Source organism: Dysosmobacter sp. Phy, from assembly GCF_054476235.1.
Window position 1 is genome coordinate 989,785 of record NZ_CM136997.1, and the last position, 20,573, is coordinate 1,010,357.

Sequence of the window (20,573 nt, forward strand, 5' to 3'; positions counted from 1 at the left end):
CTCAATCCTCCTCCCCGCCCCGGCGCAGTCCCTCGCCGATGAGGCCCACGCTGAATACCATCACCACGATGGCAAGGCCGGTGCTCACGGCGTACCAGGGGGCGGCGCCCATCATGCTCTGGGCCTCGGAGAGCATATAGCCCAGGGAGGCGTCCGGCGGGGTGACGCCGATGCCGAGAAAGCTCATGGAGGCCTCCGCCAGCACCGCGTTGTTGAAGCCGATGGTGACGGCGGGCAGCAGCACGGAGAGGGTATTGGGCAGGATGTGGACCGCCAGGATGCGGCCGCTGCCGGCGCCCATGAGCCGGGCGCTTTTCACATAGTTCACGTCCCGCAGGCCGGCGAAGGCCGTGCGGGTGACCCGGGCGAAGCTGGGGATGAACACCAGCCCCAGCGCCAGGATAACGTTGTACTTGTTGCCCGGGCCCAGCAGGGAGATCACCACCAGGGCCAGCAGGATGCTGGGGAAGGCGGTGAGGGTGTCGCCCAGGCGCATGAGGATCTCGTCGGCGATGCCGCCAAAGTAGCCGGTCAGGGCCCCGATGGCCGTGCCGCACACGGCGCCGATGGCCACGGTGGCCGCGCCAATAGCGAAGGTGGTGCCGGCGCCCTTCATGATCCGGCTGAGGATGTCCCGGCCGAAGTTGTCGGTGCCCAGCAGGTGCTGCCAGGAGGGCGGGTCGAACTTGGGCCCCACGGAGATGGCAGTGGGATCGTAGGGCGTCCAGAAAAAGCCCACCAGGATCACCAGCCCCATGGCCGCCGCCAGGATGGCGCCGGCCCAGAGATAACCGTTGCCCCGTCTCATAGGTCACCTCCCAGCCGCAGGCGCGGATCGATCCGCTGGTTGATGAGGTCCGCGGCGGTGCCGGAGAGCACCACCCAGAAGGCCAAAATCACCACGATGGCCTGGACCACCGGATAGTCCCGGTTGGAGATGGACGCCACCAGCATCCGCCCCAGGCCCGGCAGGGCAAACACCTGCTCCACCACGATGCTGCCGGCCACGATCTCGGCCATGGTCTGGGCCAGGAAGGTGACCACCGGCACCAGGGCGTTTTTCAGCACATGCCGGCGCAGCACGCCCCGGCGGTCGTTACCCCGGGAGATGGCGGTGCGGACATAGGCCTTGCCCATCTCGGCCTGGATGGTGCTGCGCAGCATCCGCACCGTCATGGCGATGCGGGGGATGGCCAGGGACACGGCGGGGAACACCAGATACCCCAGGGACCCCCACAGGTCCGTGTCCAGACCCGGGAACTGGCCGTGGGTAAAGACATGGAGCACGGTGCTGAACACCCACGTCAGCAAAATGCCGGTGAAAAAGGGCGGCACCGCCATGCACAGCTGGTTGACGGTGGTGCGTCCGGCCTCCCGGACGCCGCCGGCGCTGCGGGCCGACCACACCCCCAGGGGCACGGACACCGCCACGATCAGCACGAAGCTCAAAAGGCTCAGGGTCAGCGTCAGCACCACCTTGGAGGCGATCAGCTCCCACACGGGCTGAAAATAGCTGTAAGAGGTGCCCAGGTCTCCGGTGAAAAAGCCCAGCAGCCACTCCCCGTAGCGGATCAGCAGGGGCCGGTCCAGCCCCAGCTGGGCCCGCAGGGCGGCCACGTTCTCCTCGGTGGCCTGGGTACCCAGCATGGCGGTGGCAGGGTCGCCGGAAATCAGATCAAAGGCCACGAACGCCAAAAGGGAGACGATGACCATGGTCAGAAGCAGCATGGCGATCCGCCGCAGAGCATACTTCATCGTCCTCGTCCCCCTCTCGGGCCGGCGGCATAAAATCGGCCGCCTCTCATATTACTGGGCGTAGCGGACCGTGGACAGGTCCAGCACGTAGATGGGATAGAACTGCAGCCCCTCCAGCCCCGTCCGCAGGGCCACCAGGTCCGCCAGGTCCTGAATGTAGACGTTGGCGGCATGCTCGGTCAGGTTGCGCTCCATCTGCTTGTACAGCGCCGTCTGCTCGGCGTCGTCGTAGCAGGCGATGGCCTGCTGGAACAGGGCGTCGTAGTCGGCGTTGTTGTAATTGATGAAATTCCGGTCATAGTCGGAGGTGAACCGCTCCAGCAGCGCCCGGGCGGTCATGTTGGAGGCGTCCACGCCCACCACGGTGGACTGGAACTGCCGTCCGGTGTACACGTCGGCCACCCAGCTCTCCCACTCGATGGGTTCGATGGTGGCGTTGATGCCCACGGCCTTGAGCTGCTCCACCAGCACCGTGGCGGTGTCCATGTGGGGCTGGTAGTTGGAGGGCACGGTGATGGTCATGTCGAAGCCATTGGGATAGCCGGCCTGGGTCAGCAGCTCCACGGCCTTGTCGGGGTCGTAGGTATAGTAATCGGTGAGGCTGTCGTCAAAATACTTGGCAAAGGCCGGATACATACTGGAGCCGATCAGGGCGCCGTACCCGTCGAAGGCCAGGTCCAGGATCTGCTGGCGGTCCACGGCGTAGCACAGGGCCTGGCGCACCAGCTCGTTGTCAAAGGGCGCCACGGCGTTGTTGAGATACAGGGCCTGGACCAGGTTCATGGTACCCTCCAGGATCTGGAACTCATCGCCCAGCTGGGCGGTCTGGGTGCTGGTCAGGTGGGCGCACAGGTCGATGGCCCCGCTCTGGAGGCTCATGAGCAGGCTGTCGGCGTTTTCGATGATCTTGAAGGTCACCGTGTCCAGATAGGCGGGGGTGCCCCAGTACCCGTCGAACTTCTCCAGGACCACGGAGTCCTGGGCGGTGCGGGAGACGAACCGGAAGGGGCCGGTGCCCACGGGGGCGGTGTCCTGCTGATCGTAGTCCGCCGGGATGACGGCGGTGGTCAGGTAGGACACGAACTCGTTGCTGGGTTCGGCCAGAGTGATGACCACGGTCTTTTCATCCGCAGCCGTCACGGAATCGATGATGGCAAACCCGTCCACCGGCACGATGTCGGCCTCCTGGGGGTCGATGCACCGCTCCAGGGAATACACGACGTCGTCAGCGTCCACGGTGTCGCCGTTGTGGAACTTGACGCCCTCCCGGATGGTGAAGGTATAGACGGTCTCGTCGTCGGAAATGGTATAGTTCTCCGCCACAGCCGGGATCAGGTCTCCCTCCGGCGTAGGCTTCATCAGGCCCTCGAACACATTGAACATGACTTCCCGTGTCCCCGCCTTCACGGTCTTGTGAGGGTCGAGGCTGCTGTCCAGGTCCTGGGCGATGCCAACGGTGATGGCGTTGGCCGCCGCGCCCTCCTCCGGCGTCTCCTCTGTGCTGCCGCCTCCGCATCCGGTGAGTACGGCGCCCAGGAGACTGACCAGAAGAAGAAGCGACAAGGTTCTCTTCTTCATGATATGCTCCTTTGCAATCACTGCCCGGTCCCGGGTCAGTGTTGAGCGGAAACTGTCCGCCCGGCAGAATTGATGAGGCTGGAAGAACAGCCCTGCGGAAAGGTTTGTTATTTTCGTAACCAACTCTTCCGCAAGGCTGTATTGTACACGATAGGTCCCCTGATTGCAAGGGGTTTTCCGAAAATCACGGCTGCTTTCCGTCCGGTTTTTCCTCCCGCTCCTCCGGTTTTCCGACGACACCGCTGTACGCCTCGGTCTCCACCGGCATCTCCCGGCGGCGCAGCCGCGTCTCCACGATGAAGTTGACCAGGCTCAGCAGGCACGCGCACACCGGCACGCCGAAGAACATCCCCGCCACGCCGAAGAAGCTGCCGCCCACCAAAATGGCGATGATGACCCACAGGCTGGAGATGCCGGTCTTGTCCCCCAGGATCAGCGGGCCGATGACGTTGCCGTCCAGCTGCTGGAGGGCCAGCACGAACAGGGCGAAGTACACCGCCTGGAGCGGCGAAACCAGCAAAATCAGGAAGATGCTGGGGATGGCGCCCAGGAAGGGGCCGAAGAAGGGGATCACATTGGTGACGCCCACGATGACCGACACCAGGGGCGTGTAGGGAAAGCCGAAGATGCTGCAGCAGATGAAGCACAAAATGCCGATGATGAGGGAGTCCAGCAGCTTCCCCCGGACAAAGCCGGAGAAGATCTCGTCCACCTTCTTCACGGCCCGGAGCACCCATCCGGCGTTGGCCCCGGAAAACAGGCCGCACACGATCTTCCGGGCGCTGGCGGCGCAGCGCTCCTTGGTGGCCAGCAGATAGACCGACACCATGATGCCCACCAGCAGGTCCAGCAGGAAGTTCAGCGCGCTGACAATGCCGCCGGAGAGGGCCGTCATCAACGTGGTGGCCTGGGGCAGCACCTCCCGGGTCAGCCAGGTCTGGATATCCTTATAATAAATGTTCAGCTGCTCCGTAACCCAGGACTCCACCTGAGGGTTGGACTCCAGCAGCCGCTCCACCCAGCCCCGGACCGTGAGATAGTACGACTCCGCGCTGGAGATCAGCTGCACCACGCTCTTGTACAGCTCCGGCAGCAGGAACGAGGCCAGCAGATACCCGGCAGCGCACACGATGATCCACGTCATCAGCAGGCTCACCGCCCGCACCCGGCGGGACGACAGCTTCCCCTGCCGGCGGATGCGGCTCAGATGGCTCTGGAACAGCTTCCGCTCAAAAAAATTCACCACCGGCGCCAGCAGGTAAGCGATCAGCGCGCCCAGAAACACCGGCTGGAGGGCCTTGATGAACTGCCGTCCGAAGATGACGGCGGCCCGGCTGCCGAACAGCGTGTCATAAAACAGCAAAATGGCGCAGACGGTGAGAAACACCGTCAGTCCCATCCGCACATAACTGCTCTTCCGGCTCATGGCTCCTCCTTCTCCTCCGCTTTGGCGGAGTGCGTTCGACACTATTTTCATTCTACACACCCCCCATGGGAATTGCAATCCTCATTTTACCGTGATATACTGTCTCTTACACGATTTTAGCGAATCACTTTTGCTTTTTTCGCGCGGGAGGCGCATTTTTGATGGACACACACTCCAAAAAACTGCTGCTGATCTTCAATCCCAAGGCGGGCCGCAGCAAGCCCCGCGGCCCCCTGTTCGATGCGCTGGCGCTTTTGTCCGAAAACGGATACCTGGTCCGCATCCACCGGACCACTGCCGCAGGGGACGCCGCCGAGACCGCCGCCCGGGAGGGCGGGGACTATGACCTGGTGGTGGCCTCCGGCGGAGACGGCACCCTCAACGAGGTGATCTCCGGCCTGTCCCGGCTGGAGCATCCGCCTCTGCTGGGCTATCTGCCCCAGGGCAGTACCAACGACTTCGCCGCCAGCCTCCGCATCCCCGGCGATCCGGAGCAGGCGGCGGCCGCCATTGTGCAGCAGCGGATCCAGGTGCTGGACATCGGCCGGTGGAACCAGCGATGCTTTGCCTACGTGGCCTCCTTCGGCGCCTTTACCAAGACCTCCTACTCCGCCCCCCAGGCCGCCAAGAACGCCCTGGGCCACTTTGCCTATATCCTGGAGGGCATGAAGGACCTCAACTCTCTGCGTCCCTATCGGGTGAAGATCACTGCCGATGGGGAAACCCTGGACGGTGAGTATCTGTTCGGCGCCGTGTGCAACTCCACCTCCATCGGCGGGCTCATGAAGCTGGACCCGGGCCGGGTGGTGCTGGATGACGGCAAATTCGAACTGCTTCTGATCCCCAACCCCAAAAACGCCATGGACCTGCAGAATCTGGTGATGGATCTGCTGAATCAGAACTACGACGGCCAGGGCCTGATCTTCCGCCACGTCTCCCAGCTCCACCTGGAGACGAAGGAGGACCTGCCCTGGTCCCTGGACGGGGAATATGCCCCCAGCGTCCCCGCCGTGGACATTGTCAACTGCCGGGGCGCCCTGCGGATGCTGCTGTGAAAGAGCTGGATTATCTGCGCCGCCGATACGGCGGCCACCGGCCGGGCCTGCTGGGCGCCCGGCACAGCTACGCGGTCCTCTGTCCCCTGGTGGAGCGGGACGGAGCGCTGCACCTGCTGTTCGAGGTCCGGGCCGCCGGACTGCGCCAGCAGGGGGAGGTGTGCTTCCCCGGCGGGCGGATGGAGGCCGGCGAGACCGTGGAGCAGTGCGCCCTGCGGGAGACGGCGGAGGAGCTGGCCATCCCGCCGGAGCAGGTGACGGTGCTGGGTACCCCGGACTTCATCTGCAACCAGCGGGGATTCCTGCTCCAGCCGGTGCTGGGACTGGTGTCCCCCGCCGGATTTGCCGCCATGTCCCCCTCCCCGGCGGAGGTGGCGGAGGCCTTTACCGCCCCCCTGGATTTCTTCCGCCAGACCCCGCCGGAGGTCTACACCTACGACCTGGCCCCCCAGGTGCCGCCGGATTTCCCATACGGCCCCGTGGGCATCCCCGCCGACTACCCCTGGGCCCACGGCCGGGTGGAGGTGCCGGTGTGGTACTGGCAGGGCCATGCCGTCTGGGGCATGACCGCCCGGCTGGTCCGGGATCTGATTCGGACCGAACAGATTTGAAAAAACAGACGGGAGCCCGCGCCTTTCTGGCGCGGGCTCCCGTTTGCTTTTGTGTTATGGCAGCAGCAGCCGCAGATACCCGGCATACAGCCCCAACAGTGCAGCCCCCTGCCAGCGGTGAAAGCGGCCGGTCAGCAGCGGCGGCGCAACCGCCGCCGCGCACAGCGCCAGGCAGGCCGGCAGGTCCAGCCCCGTGGTCTGGGGGCCGATCAGAAGGCTCCCGCCGGAGACGGCGGCGCAGGCCGGCAGGATCAGCGCCAGGTCGATGATGTTGGCCCCCACGATGTTCCCAACGGACAGAGCCGTCTCCCGCCGGGCCACCGCCGTCAGCGTGGTGACCAGCTCCGGAAGCGACGTGCCCACGGCCACCACCGTGGAGCCCACCACCCCGGCGGGCACTCCCAGCAGCAGGGCCAGGCGGCTGCCGTGGGTCACCAGCAGCCGGGAGCCCAAAGCCACGGCGCCGGCGCCCAGGGCGAACAGCCCCAGCTCCCGGGCCATCCGGCGGCGGGAGACGGTGCGGCCCCGGGGCATGGCCTGCCGCCGCTGCTCCATGCCCCGCCGGGCCTCCCGGATGCTGCCGGCAAGATAGGCCGCCAGGATGGCCGCCAGTGCCAGCCAGCCGGGAAACGCCAGTTCCCCGCCCCGGCACAGCGCCGCCAGGCACGCCGCGGCGGCGGTCATCAGCAGCGCCCGGGGCGCCAGCTGCCGCCGGGCGGCGGCGCCGGGGGCCCACAGCACGCCGATCCCCAGGATCAGCCCCAGGTTGGCCGCCACGGACCCCACGGCGTTGCCCACCGCCAGGTCCCGGGCCCCCTGGAGCACCCCGGTCAGGGAGACGGTCAGCTCCGGCAGGGTGGTGGCCAGGGAGACCACCGTGGCACCGATGAGAAAACGGGGCACGCCGGAGGCCTCCGCCATCCACACGGCCCCGTCCAGGAACCAGTCCCCGCCCTTGACGATCAGCACCAGTCCCGCCAGAAACAGCACCACGGACACCCACACACCTGTCAACACCGGCACGCTCCCCTCTCCGGCGCCGGTATGGGGCCCGGACGCCTTGTCTGTTAGAGGGTATGCGCCGTCTCACTCAGGAATTCCGGGTCGTAGCCGATATTCTTCTCCAAAATATCCGGCTCTCCTGCCGGGACAAAGCCCCGCCGCCGGAAGAAGGGCAGCTCTGCCGGACCGGCGGTCCGCAGGGCCGACCGGCTCCGGTGCCGGTAATAGGCCACGGCCTGACCCAGCAGCTGGGTGCCGTAGCCCCGGCGGCGGCTGTCCGCGTCGATCCAGAGCAGATCCACCCAGCCCCGGCCGTCCGTCTCCTCCCGCGCCGGGTCAAAGCGCACCAGGCCCACACCCCGGCCGTCCGACAGGCGGCGGCCCACCAGGACCGGCTGCGCCGGGCCGCCCGGCGCGGCCCCGGCCTCCGCCAGGGCCCGGTCCAGCAGCGCCTGCTCCTCCGGCAGACGCAGGGGCTCGAAGTACAGCCCCGGCTCCAGGGCGTTGGCATGGGCGCCGCCCTCGCCGGCCAGGAACTCCGGCGTGCGCAGGTGGCTGTTGTCGTCCCGCCAGAGCACCGCCAGGTGTTCCCCGTCCCCCTGCAGCAGGGACACGGCGGTGTTGTCCCCGTGGGGCGTGGTGCCCAGCTCCTCCAGGGGGATGCCCTGGAGGGTCGCCAGCAGGATGCGGATGGCGCAGCCGTGGCAGAATACCGCCACAGTCTTCCCGTCGTTTTCCGCGGCGATGGCCCGCACCGCCGCCAGGACCCGGTCCCGAACCTGAACCGGGGTCTCAGCCCCCTCCACGTGCCACAGGTGCAGCTGGTGGGTGAAGTACTCCAGCTGCTCCGGGCTCTCCCGGGCGATCTCGCCCCAGGTCTTTTGCTCCCAGACGCCCACGCAGATCTCCCGCAGCGCCGGATCCCGGTGCAGGGGCAGGCCCTTGGGCTTGTAGATGGCGCTGGCGGTGGCGCAGGTACGGTAGAGGTCGCTGGAATAGACAGCGTCGACAGAAATGTCCGCAAAGCGCCGGGCCAGGGCGGCCACCTGCCGCCAGCCCCGGTCGGTGAGGATGCTGTTGTACTGGCCCTGGGCGATCCGGTAGAGATTGCCCTCCGCCTCGGCGTGGCGGATGAGATAGATGCTGGTCATGGTCCCTCCATCGGGGCATGAAGCTGCCCCTTGTTTCATTGTTTTGTTGTATTATACGGCAGACGGCGGAATTTGGCAAACGGCGGGGCGGTTTTTTTCCTCAGGACGCGCCATACTAGCGGTGTGGCGAAAAGGAGTTGAGTGAAGCATGAAGATGTGTGCCGGATTTTGGGTCGGCATGGGCGCCGGGATGATGGCCGGCGCCGCTTTGGGAATGGTGGCGGCCAGCAGCCGGGATCCTATGAAAACGCAGGTTGGAAAAAGCATCCAGAAGCTGGGTCTCGCCGTGGATCACGCTGTGGACAACATCGTTTCCGAAATGCGCTGAAGCGCGCAGGGCGGAGGGCGCAGACCCTCCGCCCTTTTTTCTTGAACTTTTTTTCACCTGGGGCTTGACTTTATAAAAACCTCTGCTATAATAATAACGCTGTCGTTTTACAGCAGTTACAATCAAACCGTTTCTTGGTTCTGGACCACATGGAGAAGTCGCCTAGTTGGTCGAGGGCGCATGATTGGAAATCATGTAGGCCCCTAAAGGGTCTCGAGGGTTCGAATCCCTCCTTCTCCGCCACATCGGAGCAAGCGTTGTTTCGCTTGCTCCGATTTATTTTATAAATCTCGGCCCGCTCATTTTGCCGCTTCTTTGCTCCGCAAAGCCAAACGTTTCACCGAGGTGCGGACTGGTTCAACTCTGTTTACCCGCATTTTTATAAACGAAGAAAACAGCTGCATGGTCGTTCAAAAAACGACCATGCAGCTGTTCGCTTTTTCAAAACACCGCCGCTCGGCTGCGCTGTTATCCGGTTATCCCGAACCAGACAAGCAGGCCGATCCCCACGGCAAGGGCCACGGCGCCCGCTTGCTTGAACGGCCGCTCTCCCCTCTGCTCAAATCGGTAAAAGAACGTGAATGCAATTCCAAAAAACAAAATCGACAAGGTTCCCTTCCACGCGGGATTTCCCTTTGCGATGCAGATGATGGTCAGTATTTGGGCAACAGCAGTTACCCACTCCAGCGCATAGCTTCTCGCTTTCGTCTTTATCTGTTCGTCCCGCGCATCTTCACCGGGTCTTTTGTTATGGTCTTTCATATTGCAGCCCCCAATTCCCGGCGGTTCTTCGGGCAATCCAATCCGCCGGGTGATGGAAAAACAGGACCGCCCGAGGGCGGTCCTGTCTGCTTCCTGGAAATGTCTTACTTCAGGTTGAAGAAGGCCTTCTTGCCGGGATACTGAGCGGCGTCGCCGCGTCGGCGCAAAGTCCGCTCCCCCTCGGGACGCCCGTGTTCGGGCATCCCTCGCTCCGCTCCCTTGCCCCTCCTTTCCCCATCCGGCCCGCGCCGCTGGGCCCGGATGGGGGCCCCGGAGCTGGGCGACAGGGAAAAGCAGGACCGCCCGAGGGCGGTCCTGTCTGCTTCCTGGAAATGTCTTACTTCAGGTTGAAGAAGGCCTTCTTGCCGGGATACTGAGCGGCGTCGCCCAGCTCCTCCTCGATGCGCAGCAGCTGGTTGTACTTGGCCACGCGGTCGGTGCGGCTGGGAGCGCCGGTCTTGATCTGACCGGCGTTCAGGGCCACGGCGATGTCGGCGATGGTGGCGTCCTCGGTCTCGCCGGAGCGGTGAGAGACGATGGCGGTGTAGCCGGCACGGTTGGCCATCTGGATGGCGTCCAGGGTCTCGGTCAGGGTGCCGATCTGGTTGACCTTGATCAGGATGGAGTTGGCAACGCCCTTCTCAATGCCGGTGGCCAGGCGCTCCACGTTGGTGACGAACAGGTCGTCGCCCACCAGCTGGACGCGGCTGCCGATGGCCTTGGTCAGCATGGCCCAGCCCTCCCAGTCGGTCTCGGCCATGCCGTCCTCCAGGGAGATGATGGGATAGTTGTCGGCGAACTTCTTCCACATGTTCACCAGCTGCTGCTGGGTCAGCTTGCGGCCGGACTTGGGCTGGATATAGAGCTTCTGCTCCTCATCCCACCACTCGGAAGAAGCGGCGTCAATGGCGATCATGAAGTCCTCGCCGGGCTTGTAGCCGGCCTTCTCCACGGCGGCCACGATGACCTTCAGGGCGTCCTCGTCCTTCTTCAGGTTGGGGGCGTAGCCGCCCTCGTCGCCCACGCCGGCGGCGGGGGTGCCGTTCTCCTTGAGGACGGTCTTGAGGGCGTGGAACACCTCGGCGCAGCGGCGCAGGGCCTCCCGGAAGGAGGGGGCGGAGACGGGCATGATCATGAACTCCTGGATCTCCACGTTGTTGGTGGCGTGGGCGCCGCCGTTGAGGATGTTCATCATGGGAACGGGCAGCTGCTTGGCGTTGACGCCGCCAATATAGTTGTACAGGCTGGTGCCCAGGCTCTCGGCAGCGGCCTTGGCGCAGGCCAGGGAGGCGCCCAGGATGGCGTTGGCGCCCAGGCGGGACTTGTTGGGGGTGCCGTCCAGCTCGATCATGGCCTTGTCGATGGCCACCTGGTCCAGCACGTTCATGCCGATCAGGCACTCGGCGATCTCGGTGTTGACGTTCTTCACGGCGTTCTCCACGCCCTTGCCGTTGTAGCGGCCCTTGTCGCCGTCCCGCAGCTCGCAGGCCTCATAGATGCCGGTGGAGGCGCCGGAGGGCACGGCGGCGCGGCCCATGGTGCCGTCCTCCAGGTACACCTCGACCTCAACGGTGGGGTTGCCGCGGCTGTCCAGGATCTCCCGGCCCAGGACGTCGACGATCTCAAGAATCTGTTTCATAACACACTGCTCCTTTTGTGATTGATTGACAAAAAATCGGGAAAGCGGCCCGCAGGCCCCCTTCTCGGCAGGAAAGCCCGTGGATTTTACCTGCCTATTATATCGGTAAACGATTACCTTGTCAAGCGAGAGGCTCCGGGCCCATCCCTGCTTTTCCTCTCAAATTTTGAGACGGTTTCCTGTGGAAATTGCCAAAAGCCGCAGCTTTTCCCCGGAACAGATAAAAAACGCCGCCCCGGCAGGCGCCGGGGCGGCAAAGGGAGTGCAGTCTGCTTACAGCACGTTCATCAGGTTGAAGGCCAGGATCAATCCGGAGAACACGATGGACACGGTGGAGCACAGCTTGATGAGGATGTTCAGGGACGGGCCGGAGGTATCCTTGAAGGGATCGCCCACGGTGTCGCCCACGACAGCGGCCTTGTGCTGCTCGGAGCCCTTGCCGCCGTGGTGGCCGCCCTCGATGTACTTCTTGGCGTTGTCCCAGGCACCGCCGGCGTTGGACATGAACACGGCCATGGCAAAGCCGGTGACGGACACGCCGCCAAGCAATCCCACCACACCGGTGGGGCCCAGCACCAGGCCGGTGGCCAGGGGAACGATAATAGCCAGCAGGGCAGGAACGACCATCTCATGCAAGGCGCCCTTGGTGCAAAGGGCCACGCAGGAGGCGTAGTCGGGATCGGCCTTGTACTCCATGATGCCGGCGATCTCCTTGAACTGACGGCGGACCTCCACCACGATGGACTGGGCCGCCTTCTGCACCGCGCTCATGGTGAAGGCGGAGAAGACGAAGGTCAGCATGGCGCCGATGAACATACCGACCAGAACGGTGGGGCTGGTCAGGGTGAAGTTCAGCGTCTCGGTGGTGTTCTCCTGGACGATGTTGACGTAGGAGACCAGCAGGGCCAGAGCAGTCAGGGAGGCGGAGCCGATGGCGAAGCCCTTGCCGGTGGCGGCGGTGGTGTTGCCCAGGGAGTCCAGAGCGTCGGTGCGCTCGCGGACCTCTTCCGGCAGGCCGCTCATCTCGGCGATGCCGCCGGCGTTGTCGGCCACGGGGCCGTAGGCGTCGGTGGCCAGGGTGATGCCCAGGGTGGACAGCATGCCCACGCCGGCGATGCCGATGCCGTACAGGCCCTTGTTGAAGGCCTCGGTGAAGGCGCCGGAACCGTCCACGATGACGGTGGAGCCGCCGGCGCAGAAGTAGCTCAGCAGCACGGCCACAGCCACGATCAGGATGGAGGTCATGGTGGACTTGAGGCCCAGGGAGATACCGCCAATGATGATGGTGGCGGAGCCGGTCTCAGAGGCGGCCGCCAGCTCCTGGGTGGGCTTGTAGGTGTCGGAGGTGTAGTACTCGGTGAAGTAGCCGATGGCGCAGCCGCCGATCAGGCCGCAGAGGATGGCCACATACACGCCCATATGGCCGTCCAGGATGAAATAGGTCAGAGGCGCCGCCAGGATGGCTGCCAGGATGGCGGCGGTGTACGTACCGGTGCGCAGGCTCTTAAGCAGGGACTCCTGGGAGGCGTTCTCCTTGGTCTTGACCAGGAAGGAGCCGATGATGGAGCAGATGATGCCGGTCACAGCCAGGGCCACCGGCAGCAGCAGGCCGCCCCAGCCGTAGCCGCCCACGGCGCCCAGCGCGAAGGTGGCCAGAATGGAGCCCACATAGGACTCGTACAGGTCGGCGCCCATGCCGGCCACGTCGCCCACGTTGTCGCCCACGTTGTCGGCGATGGTGGCGGGGTTGCGGGGATCGTCCTCGGGGATGCCGGCCTCGACCTTGCCCACAAGGTCGGCGCCCACGTCGGCGGCCTTGGTGTAGATGCCGCCGCCCACACGGGCGAACAGCGCCATGAAGGAGGCGCCCATGCCGTTCATGACCATGATGTTGCCCAGCTGGATGGGATCCTCCACGCCGAAGCCGTAGCGCAGGATGAAGAACCAGAGGGTGATGTCCAGCATGCCCAGGCCCACCACGGTGAAGCCCATGACGGAGCCGGAGGAGAAAGCCACCCGCAGGCCCTTGTTCAGGCTCTCAGAGGCGGCCTGCGCGGTGCGGGCATTGGAGTTGGTGGCGATCTTCATGCCGATGAAGCCCGCCAGCATGGACCAGATGCCGCCGGTGAGGAAGGCGAAGGGAGTGAACTGGGAGAGCATCTTTCCGCCGGAGCCGAAGGCGATGACCAGCAGAATGATGAACACCACTACAAAGACCTTTGCAACGGTTGTGTACTGATGCTTGAGGTATGCATTGGCGCCCTCTCTTATGGACGCCGCGATCTTGCGCATTTTCTCGTTGCCTTCAGAGTAGGACATGACTTTGCTTTGCTGCAATTTGGCGAATGCGAGGGCGATGACGGCGCCCACGAACCCGATCCAGAACAGGCTTTGGATTTGCATTTTTCTCCACTCCTTTTTGTGTTGTACAGTGCTTAATCATTCTAGCACATGCAAAGGTTTTTTCAAGTAACCTTCACGTATTTTTTTACGCAAACGTTGTAATTTTTACGTTTTAACCAAAAAAATTCAAAGAAAACTAGCACTTTTCTTCCCAATTCCATGCAAATTTTCGTGTTTTTTGCGATTTTATAGCGCAAAAAATAGCATTTTCTCTACAAAAACAGCAGGCCAGAAACAGTGGTTTCCGGCCTGCTGCCGCGGTCCGCAAATTTTGCACAGGTTTTTTATAAAATTTGCGTTAATCTTTGCGTATTCAATACACCATCTGGAAGTCGGTGAACACCCAGCTGCCCTCCACAAACTCATAGGGGAAGGAATAGGTCTCCACGCCGATGACGGCATTGCGGGCGCTGTCCAGCAGTTCCACGCTCACCTCCACGGAATAGGCGCCCTCGCTCTCCTGCTCTACGGAAATCTCCACAGCCCCCTTGCCGCTGTCCCTGTCTCTGCCCGGGCCAGTGCCGTCAAAGGCGTACAGCGCGCCATCCACATCCCGGTACACCGGGTAGTCACCCTGCTCCAGCAGCCGCTCCGTCAGTTCCGGGGAAAACACCACTCTCAGGTAAGTCCGCAGATCAGCCATGTCCTCAATGCCGGGATAATCCACCTTCCGGTAGAGCCGCCCGTCCACGATCTCCTGTTCCGGCCCGCAGGGCAGCGGAGCCAGCTCAAACCAGCCGTATGCCGTCATGGCCCGTTCATAGGCGCTGAGCACCTCCATCTGCGTCAGAGGACGCGGCTCCTCCTCCACCAGGGCCGCCCCCAGCGTCTCCTGCTCTGAAGATCCCCTCTCCGCCGCATCGGCGGCGGAGGGCGCGCCGCAGCCGGTCAAAACCAGCAGCATCAGCAGCGCCAGCAGCGCACTCCGTTTTTTCATCCGCACTCTCTCCTTTTGCGGCGGGCCTCCCCCCGCCTCCCGCTCCAACGGGAAATCATACGTTTTATCTAAATTGAGCGTATCATATTTTCCCGTAAAATTCCACGTTTTTTTCCATTTTTCCGGCAAATTTTCCCCCGGCTTTTCCGGGCCGGGCAAGAAAAAAGCCGCCCGGTGTCACCGGGCGGCGGGGTCGCGGATATCCTTATCGTCAAACGGTCTGTAAGACCGGAAAGCAGCCGGATACAAACGGCCGGAAAAAAGAAAAAACCCACGCCCTACGGCGTGGCCTCGTCTTCCGGTCTTTTACCGCTCACTGGAATTCCACTGGGAATCCATGAAAATCAGATCGTCCACGTCTCCGGGCGCGATCCACTCCATATTCAGCATCGGCGTCCCTCCCTTCTTTCGTTTTATGTAAACACAGTATAGCACGGGCATCTGCGGTTGTCAAGGGTTTTATCGGCAGTTTATATAAAACAGATGTTAATTTTTTGTGTACTTTTTATTTTGCACGGCCTTGAGTGCCCTTCCGTCTGCCGATATAATACATAGTACGAACAATTAGTGGTGTGAATTACTCTGAGAGGAGGGAGCGCGCATGTCCACCGACGCCCTGCGCCATCAGCTGATTGCGTCTTTGCGGAGCATTTATGATCTGGAGGCCTTCGGCGCCCTGGCCGATCTGCTCCAGGGGGAGTCCCTGGCCCTGACCTTTTTGCTGGAGCACCGGGGACAGGAGGTGTTTCCTTCTGACCTGAGCCGGGAGCTGCACCTGTCCCGGTCCCGGATCACCGGAGCCCTGACCTCCCTGGCCCGGAAGGGGCTGGTGTCCACCCATCACTCCCAGGCGGACCGCCGCCGGGTCCAGGTGTCCATCACCGACCAGGGAGCGGAGCAGATCGCCGGCAAGCTGGAGCGGATGGAGGCCTATTTCGATAAGATGCTGGACGGACTGGGCGAGGATGACGCCAGGACCCTCATTGCCCTGATCCACCGGTGTGTGGAGGTGATGGGACAATGACCGACGCCTTCGTCTCCTTTGAAAATGTGTCCAAGGTCTACCGCACCGGCGAGGTGGAGATCCGGGCGGCGGACAGCGTGACCTTTTCCGTCCGCAAGGGGGAGTTTGTCATCATCGTGGGGCCCTCCGGCGCCGGCAAGACCACGGTGCTGAACATGCTGGGGGGCATGGACGCCTGCTCCGGCGGCACCATCACTGTGGACGGAGCGGTCATCAGCGGCTATAACGCCAGGCAGCTCACCGGCTACCGCCGCCATGACATCGGCTTCGTGTTCCAGTTCTACAACCTGGTCCAGAACCTGACGGCTCTGGAGAACGTGGAGCTGGCGGCTCAGATCTGCCGGGACCCCCTGGACGCCGCCACGGTGCTGGACGAGGTGGGCCTTTCCGACCGGAAGGACAACTTCCCCGCCCAGCTCTCCGGCGGCGAGCAGCAGCGGGTGGCCATCGCCCGGGCCCTGGCGAAAAACCCCAAGCTCCTTTTGTGTGACGAGCCCACCGGCGCCCTGGACTATCAGACCGGCAAGGCCATTTTGAAGCTGCTCCAGGACACCTGCCGGGAAAAGGGCGTGACGGTCATCGTCATCACCCACAACAGCGCCCTGACCCCCATGGCGGACCGGGTGATCCGCATCCGCAACGGCACCGTGGCCGAGGAGATCCTCCAGGACCATCCCATGCCGGTGGAGCAGATCGAGTGGTGAGCCAGGCCGGCGGTCTCCCTGTTTTTTCTGTATGATCCATTTTGCGCAAGAGAGGCGGTGAGCGGGTGAAAGCCATCCAAAAAGACTTCTGGCGGGAGATCCGGTATACCCGCAGCCGTTTTCTGTCCATTTTGATCCTGGTAGCCCTGGCGGTGGCCTTCCTCTCCGGTCTGCGGTGCACCGCGCCGGACATGAAGAACACCTGCGACAGCTATCTGGACCAGCAGAACTTCATGGACATCCAGGTCCTGTCCACCCTGGGGCTGACGGAGGAGGACCTGGAGGTCCTGCTGGACCAGCCCGGCGTGTCCGGCGGCGAGATCGGCTGGACCGTGGACGCCTACGCCCAGACCCCGGACCTGGACATCGTGGCCAAGGTCCACTCCCTGCCCCAGGAGCTGAACACGATCACCCTCACCGACGGTCGGATGCCCCGGGCGGCGGACGAGTGTGTGGCGGAGGAGCACCTGCTGGAGCTGCTGAATCTGGAGATCGGGGATCAGTTGACCCTGTCTACCTCCGGGGACTACGCCGACGCCCTGGCCGTGGACACCGTCACCGTGGTGGGCGTGGTCATCAGCCCCCTGTACATCAGCGTGGAGCGGGGCACCTCCACCCTGGGCACCGGCCAGGTGGCGGCGTATCTGTACCTGCCCCGGTCCGCCTTTGCCATGGACTACTACACCGCTCTGTACCTGACCGTGGAGGGCGCGGCGGAGACCACCGCCTTTTCAGAGGAATATGACGATCTGGTGGACGGCGTGGTGGACGCGCTGGAGCCTCTGGGCGAGGAGCGGGCGAAGCTGCGCCGGGAGAGCCTGGTGGACGAGGCCACGGAGAAGCTGGACGACGCCCAGGCGGAACTGGACGACGCCAAGGCCGAGGCGGAGCAGGAGCTCGCCGACGCGGAGCAGGAGCTCTCCGACGCCCGGGCCGAGCTGGACGACGGCTGGGCGGAATACTACGACGGACTGGATACCTTCCGCCGGGAGATCGCCGACGCGGAGCAGGAACTGGCCGACGGCGAGCAGGAACTGGCCGACGCCCTGACGGAGCTGGCCGACGGCGAGGCCGAGTACGCCGACGGCTACCAGGAGTACCTGGACGGCCTGGCGGAGTATGAGGACGGCCTGGCGGAATACGAGGAAAACAAGAAGAAGGTGGAGGACGGCTGGGACGAGTACAACGACGGCCTGGCGGAGTACCGCGCCGGCGAGCGGCAGCTGGATGACGCCTACGGAAAGCTCCAGTCCGGCGAGGCCCAGTATGCCAGCGGCAAGCAGCAGCTGGACGGCTTCGTGACCAGCTTCGTGCTGCCGGGCAGCGGCTACGCCTCCGCCGACGCTCTGTCCCAGGCCCTGCTGGCGGAGGGCAGCGATGCCGGCGGCAGCGCCCATCAGGCGGTGGAGGCCGCTCTGGCGCGGATCAGCGCCCTCAAGACCCTGGCGGAAAACCTGGAGACCCTGGAGGCCTCCCAGGCCCAGCTGACCGGCGCCATCGGTCAGCTGGACGCGCAGATTGAGGCCCTGAAGCAGCAGATCGCCGACCTGGAGGCCCAGGAGGGCGCCGGCGGCTCCGGCGAAGAGGGCGGCTCCGACCAGGAGGGCGGCTCCGGCGAAGAGAGCGGCTCCGGCCAGGAGGGCGGCTCCGGTGAAGAGGGCGGCTCCGACCAGGAGGGCGAGACGGCTCAGATGCTGTCCATGGCGCTTCTTCACGCCTCCGCCGAGCTGGACGCCCTGCGGGCCCAGCTGGCTCAGCTTCAGGGCCAGCGGGACGGCCTCCAGGACCAGCTGGACAAGGTGAACACCAATCTGGCCGCCATCGACGCCGCCATCGCGGCGCAGATGGGCCCCGGTGCCACCCGGGAGGATGTAAAGGCTGCCTACGCCCAGATCGCCGCCGCGGGAGACCAGATCCCCGCCAGCGCCGAGGCGGTGCGGTCCTCTTATGCCCTGCTGGCCTCCAGCCGGGCCCAGCTGGACAGCGGCTGGTGGGACTACCGGGCGGGCTTGGCGGAGCTGAACGACGCCTGGAAGCAGCTTCAGGAGGCCAAGGCGGAGCTGGACGACGCAGAGGACCAGCTGGCCGACGGAAAGAAAGAACTGGCGGACGCCAAAGCGGAACTGGCCGACGCCCAGGCCGAGCTGGCCGACGGCCGGCAGGAGCTGGACGACGGCTGGGCGGAATACTACGACGGCCTCCAGGAGCTGGAGGATGGAAAGGTGACCCTGGAGGCCGAGCGCTCCGACGGCCAGCGGGAGCTGGACGACGCCCTGGCGGAGCTGCGGGACGGCGAGGCCGAATACGCCGACGGCTACCAGGAGTACCTGGACGGCAAGGCGGAGGCGGAGGAGAAGATCGCCGACGCGGAAAACGAGCTGGCCGACGCCCGGCGGAAGATCGCGGACATCGGCTCCAGCGAGTGGTATATCCTCAGCCGGGACTCCAACCCCGGGTATCTTGGCTTCGGCCAGGACGCGGACCGAATGGGCAATCTGGCCTCTGTGTTCCCGGTGCTGTTCTTCCTGGTGGCGGCGCTGGTGTGCCTGACCACCATGACCCGCATGGTGGACGACCAGCGGGTCCAGATCGGCTGTCTCAAGGCCCTGGGCCACACCCGCTGGACCATCTCCCGCAAGTACCTGGGCTACGGGCTGCTGCCGGCCCTGATCGGCGGCGCGCTGGGCCTAGCCATCGGCTTCACCCTGTTCCCCTCCATGATCTTCACTGCCTACCAGATCATGTACGACGTACCGGACATTGAGCTGACGTTTTACCCCGGCATCAGCGCCGCGGCGGTGGGCGCGGCGGCAGCCTGCACCACCGTCTCCACCCTGGCGGCATGCCTGGCCTCCCTGGCGGACACCCCGGCGAGTCTCATGCGGCCCCGGGCCCCCAAGGCTGGCAAGCGGGTGCTGCTGGAGTACATCCGCCCCCTGTGGCGGCGGATGAGCTTCAACCACAAGGTCACGGCCCGGAACCTGCTGCGCTATCAGAAGCGGTTCTGGATGACGGTCATCGGCATCGGCGGATGCACCTCCCTCATCATCGCGGGCTTCGGCATCCGCGCCTCCCTGCTGAGCACCATGAGCCGCCAGTACGAGGAGATCTACCACTACACCGCCCAGGTGGCGGTGGCGGACAACCTGCTGGACACGGAGCGGGAGGCCATCGAAGGCTATCTCTCCGGCAGCGGCGACGTGGTGGACGCCCTGCCCTGCTACCTGACCAGCGTCACGGCGGAGACGGACACCTACTCCACCACCGCCTATCTGGAAGCGGCGGACCCCGGCCGGATCGGGGACTTTGTGACGCTGCGTACCATGGACGGCGAGCCTTTGACCGTGCCGGAGGACGGCGCCGTCATCGACCAGAAGCTCTCGGAGCTGCTGGACGTGGGCCCCGGGGACTCCATCACCGTGGACGGCGACACCCGGGCGGAGGTCACCGTGGCGGCGGTGACGGAGCACTACCTGGGCCACTTCATCTACCTCTCCCCCGCCTATTACGAGGAGGTGTTCGGCGAGGACTACCGGGAGACCGCCTATCTGCTGACCCTGACCGGCAGCGGCCAGGCGCTGTGCGACGCGGTGTTCGCGGACCTGATGAGCCTCCAGGGCGTCCAGTCCGCCACCCGCATGGAGACCACCCGGGACACCTACCTCAGTTCCATGGAGCGGATCGACTTCGTGGTGGTCATCGTGATTCTCTCCGCCGCGGCGTTGGCCATGGTGGTGCTCTATAACCTCAGCAACATCAATATCACCGAGCGCAAGCGGGAGCTGGCCACCATCCGGGTGCTGGGCTTCTACGACCGGGAGGTCTCCGCCTACGTCAACCGGGAGAACGTGGTGCTGACGGCGGTGGGTATCGTCCTGGGCTGCGTGCTGGGCCACTTCCTCCACGTATGGCTGGTGAAGTCCGTGGAGATCGACCTGATGATGTTCGGCCGGGACACAGACCCCACGGCCTATGTCTGGGCGGCGCTGCTGACGGCGCTGTTCTCGGCGGCGGTGAGCCTGCTGGCCCACCGGAAGATGAAGGGCATCGACATGGTGGAATCCCTCAAAAGTGCGGAATAAACCGCGCTCCCGACACTTCTTTGTATATTTTTTCTCTCGCCAGGAGAGGCTCTCCTATGGTATAATGTCAGCCGTGCCGGTTTCGGCACGGCTGACATGTTTTTTTGCCTGCCGGG

General features: G+C 64.3%; 16 protein-coding genes and 1 tRNA gene. 8 read left to right on the plus strand and 9 right to left on the minus strand.

Features of this window, described 5'->3' with window-relative positions; all coding sequences use genetic code 11:
* Nucleotide 1: 1 nt before the first annotated feature.
* The 4 genes from ACVDHE_RS04910 to ACVDHE_RS04925 form a co-directional block, all read right to left on the minus strand.
* Nucleotides 2-808 carry an ABC transporter permease gene (locus ACVDHE_RS04910; RefSeq protein WP_213037079.1) on the minus strand — a complete coding sequence of 269 codons (807 nt, stop codon included), beginning with the start codon at nucleotides 806-808 and terminating at the stop codon, nucleotides 2-4.
* Nucleotides 805-1,755: an ABC transporter permease gene (locus ACVDHE_RS04915; RefSeq protein ID WP_213037080.1), complete on the minus strand. Its 951-nt coding sequence runs from the start codon at nucleotides 1,753-1,755 to the stop codon at nucleotides 805-807. The genes ACVDHE_RS04910 and ACVDHE_RS04915 overlap by 4 nt, the downstream gene beginning before the upstream one ends.
* A gap of 51 nt (nucleotides 1,756-1,806) precedes the next feature.
* Complete coding sequence (locus ACVDHE_RS04920) at nucleotides 1,807-3,333, minus strand: ABC transporter substrate-binding protein (RefSeq protein WP_458885799.1); 1,527 nt, start codon at nucleotides 3,331-3,333, stop codon at nucleotides 1,807-1,809.
* A 184-nt stretch (nucleotides 3,334-3,517) separates the two neighbouring features.
* A complete protein-coding gene (locus tag ACVDHE_RS04925) occupies nucleotides 3,518-4,759 on the minus strand; it encodes an AI-2E family transporter (protein ID WP_213037082.1) in 1,242 nt (413 codons plus the stop codon).
* A 161-nt stretch (nucleotides 4,760-4,920) separates the two neighbouring features.
* On the opposite strand from ACVDHE_RS04925, the gene ACVDHE_RS04930 reads away from it, so the two are divergent.
* Nucleotides 4,921-5,814, plus strand: a complete 894-nt coding sequence (locus tag ACVDHE_RS04930; protein ID WP_458886154.1) for a diacylglycerol/lipid kinase family protein — start codon at nucleotides 4,921-4,923, stop codon at nucleotides 5,812-5,814.
* Entirely contained in the window at nucleotides 5,811-6,425 is a 615-nt protein-coding gene (locus ACVDHE_RS04935) for an NUDIX hydrolase (RefSeq protein WP_418724682.1), read from the plus strand. The genes ACVDHE_RS04930 and ACVDHE_RS04935 overlap by 4 nt, the downstream gene beginning before the upstream one ends.
* 54 nt (nucleotides 6,426-6,479) lie before the next feature.
* On the opposite strand, the gene ACVDHE_RS04940 is transcribed toward ACVDHE_RS04935, so the two are convergent.
* Together ACVDHE_RS04940 and ACVDHE_RS04945 are read right to left on the minus strand one after the other, a co-directional pair.
* A complete protein-coding gene (locus ACVDHE_RS04940; protein WP_458885800.1) occupies nucleotides 6,480-7,448 on the minus strand; it encodes a sodium:calcium antiporter in 969 nt (322 codons plus the stop codon).
* Between the two features lie 44 nt (nucleotides 7,449-7,492).
* Nucleotides 7,493-8,578 carry a GNAT family N-acetyltransferase gene (locus tag ACVDHE_RS04945; RefSeq protein ID WP_458885801.1) on the minus strand — a complete coding sequence of 362 codons (1,086 nt, stop codon included), beginning with the start codon at nucleotides 8,576-8,578 and terminating at the stop codon, nucleotides 7,493-7,495.
* Between the two features lie 148 nt (nucleotides 8,579-8,726).
* Between ACVDHE_RS04945 and ACVDHE_RS04950 the strand changes: the two genes are divergently transcribed.
* The 3 genes from ACVDHE_RS04950 (at nucleotide 8,727) to ACVDHE_RS04960 (ending at nucleotide 9,812) form a co-directional block, all read left to right on the plus strand.
* Nucleotides 8,727-8,906 carry a hypothetical protein gene (locus tag ACVDHE_RS04950; protein WP_213037085.1) on the plus strand — a complete coding sequence of 60 codons (180 nt, stop codon included), beginning with the start codon at nucleotides 8,727-8,729 and terminating at the stop codon, nucleotides 8,904-8,906.
* Nucleotides 8,907-9,057: 151 nt separating this feature from the next.
* A tRNA-Ser gene (locus ACVDHE_RS04955) sits at nucleotides 9,058-9,149 on the plus strand.
* 159 nt (nucleotides 9,150-9,308) lie between these two features.
* Nucleotides 9,309-9,812, plus strand: a complete 504-nt coding sequence (locus ACVDHE_RS04960; RefSeq protein ID WP_458885802.1) for a hypothetical protein — start codon at nucleotides 9,309-9,311, stop codon at nucleotides 9,810-9,812.
* 193 nt (nucleotides 9,813-10,005) lie between these two features.
* On the opposite strand, the gene eno is transcribed toward ACVDHE_RS04960, so the two are convergent.
* The 3 genes from eno to ACVDHE_RS04975 form a co-directional block, all read right to left on the minus strand.
* Nucleotides 10,006-11,307: a phosphopyruvate hydratase gene (eno, locus tag ACVDHE_RS04965; protein WP_213037088.1), complete on the minus strand. Its 1,302-nt coding sequence runs from the start codon at nucleotides 11,305-11,307 to the stop codon at nucleotides 10,006-10,008.
* Nucleotides 11,308-11,580: 273 nt separating this feature from the next.
* Nucleotides 11,581-13,710: a sodium-translocating pyrophosphatase gene (locus ACVDHE_RS04970; protein WP_458885803.1), complete on the minus strand. Its 2,130-nt coding sequence runs from the start codon at nucleotides 13,708-13,710 to the stop codon at nucleotides 11,581-11,583.
* Nucleotides 13,711-14,023: 313 nt separating this feature from the next.
* On the minus strand, nucleotides 14,024-14,647 hold the full coding sequence (locus ACVDHE_RS04975; protein ID WP_213037089.1) for a hypothetical protein: 624 nt from the start codon (nucleotides 14,645-14,647) through the stop codon (nucleotides 14,024-14,026).
* A gap of 601 nt (nucleotides 14,648-15,248) precedes the next feature.
* Here ACVDHE_RS04975 and ACVDHE_RS04980 point away from each other — a divergent pair.
* From ACVDHE_RS04980 to ACVDHE_RS04990, 3 genes are all read left to right on the plus strand, one after another.
* Nucleotides 15,249-15,671, plus strand: a complete 423-nt coding sequence (locus ACVDHE_RS04980) for a MarR family winged helix-turn-helix transcriptional regulator (protein WP_213037090.1) — start codon at nucleotides 15,249-15,251, stop codon at nucleotides 15,669-15,671.
* Entirely contained in the window at nucleotides 15,668-16,375 is a 708-nt protein-coding gene (locus ACVDHE_RS04985) for an ABC transporter ATP-binding protein (protein ID WP_458885804.1), read from the plus strand. Before ACVDHE_RS04980 ends, ACVDHE_RS04985 begins: the two co-directional genes overlap by 4 nt.
* A gap of 65 nt (nucleotides 16,376-16,440) precedes the next feature.
* A complete protein-coding gene (locus ACVDHE_RS04990) occupies nucleotides 16,441-20,457 on the plus strand; it encodes an FtsX-like permease family protein (protein WP_458885805.1) in 4,017 nt (1,338 codons plus the stop codon).
* Nucleotides 20,458-20,573 lie beyond the last annotated feature (116 nt).

What these genes read in the sequence shown, in the direction of transcription:
- ACVDHE_RS04910 (WP_213037079.1), bottom strand. Translation starts at nt 808, where the DNA reads ATGAGACGGGGCAACGGTTATCTCTGGGCCGGCGCCATCCTGGCGGCG.
- ACVDHE_RS04915 (WP_213037080.1), bottom strand. Translation starts at nt 1,755, where the DNA reads ATGAAGTATGCTCTGCGGCGGATCGCCATGCTGCTTCTGACCATGGTC.
- ACVDHE_RS04920 (WP_458885799.1), bottom strand. Translation starts at nt 3,333, where the DNA reads ATGAAGAAGAGAACCTTGTCGCTTCTTCTTCTGGTCAGTCTCCTGGGC.
- ACVDHE_RS04925 (WP_213037082.1), bottom strand. Translation starts at nt 4,759, where the DNA reads ATGAGCCGGAAGAGCAGTTATGTGCGGATGGGACTGACGGTGTTTCTC.
- ACVDHE_RS04930 (WP_458886154.1), top strand. Translation starts at nt 4,921, where the DNA reads ATGGACACACACTCCAAAAAACTGCTGCTGATCTTCAATCCCAAGGCG.
- ACVDHE_RS04945 (WP_458885801.1), bottom strand. Translation starts at nt 8,578, where the DNA reads ATGACCAGCATCTATCTCATCCGCCACGCCGAGGCGGAGGGCAATCTC.
- ACVDHE_RS04950 (WP_213037085.1), top strand. Translation starts at nt 8,727, where the DNA reads ATGAAGATGTGTGCCGGATTTTGGGTCGGCATGGGCGCCGGGATGATG.
- ACVDHE_RS04960 (WP_458885802.1), top strand. Translation starts at nt 9,309, where the DNA reads ATGGTCGTTCAAAAAACGACCATGCAGCTGTTCGCTTTTTCAAAACAC.
- eno (WP_213037088.1), bottom strand. Translation starts at nt 11,307, where the DNA reads ATGAAACAGATTCTTGAGATCGTCGACGTCCTGGGCCGGGAGATCCTG.
- ACVDHE_RS04970 (WP_458885803.1), bottom strand. Translation starts at nt 13,710, where the DNA reads ATGCAAATCCAAAGCCTGTTCTGGATCGGGTTCGTGGGCGCCGTCATC.
- ACVDHE_RS04975 (WP_213037089.1), bottom strand. Translation starts at nt 14,647, where the DNA reads ATGAAAAAACGGAGTGCGCTGCTGGCGCTGCTGATGCTGCTGGTTTTG.
- ACVDHE_RS04980 (WP_213037090.1), top strand. Translation starts at nt 15,249, where the DNA reads ATGTCCACCGACGCCCTGCGCCATCAGCTGATTGCGTCTTTGCGGAGC.
- ACVDHE_RS04985 (WP_458885804.1), top strand. Translation starts at nt 15,668, where the DNA reads ATGACCGACGCCTTCGTCTCCTTTGAAAATGTGTCCAAGGTCTACCGC.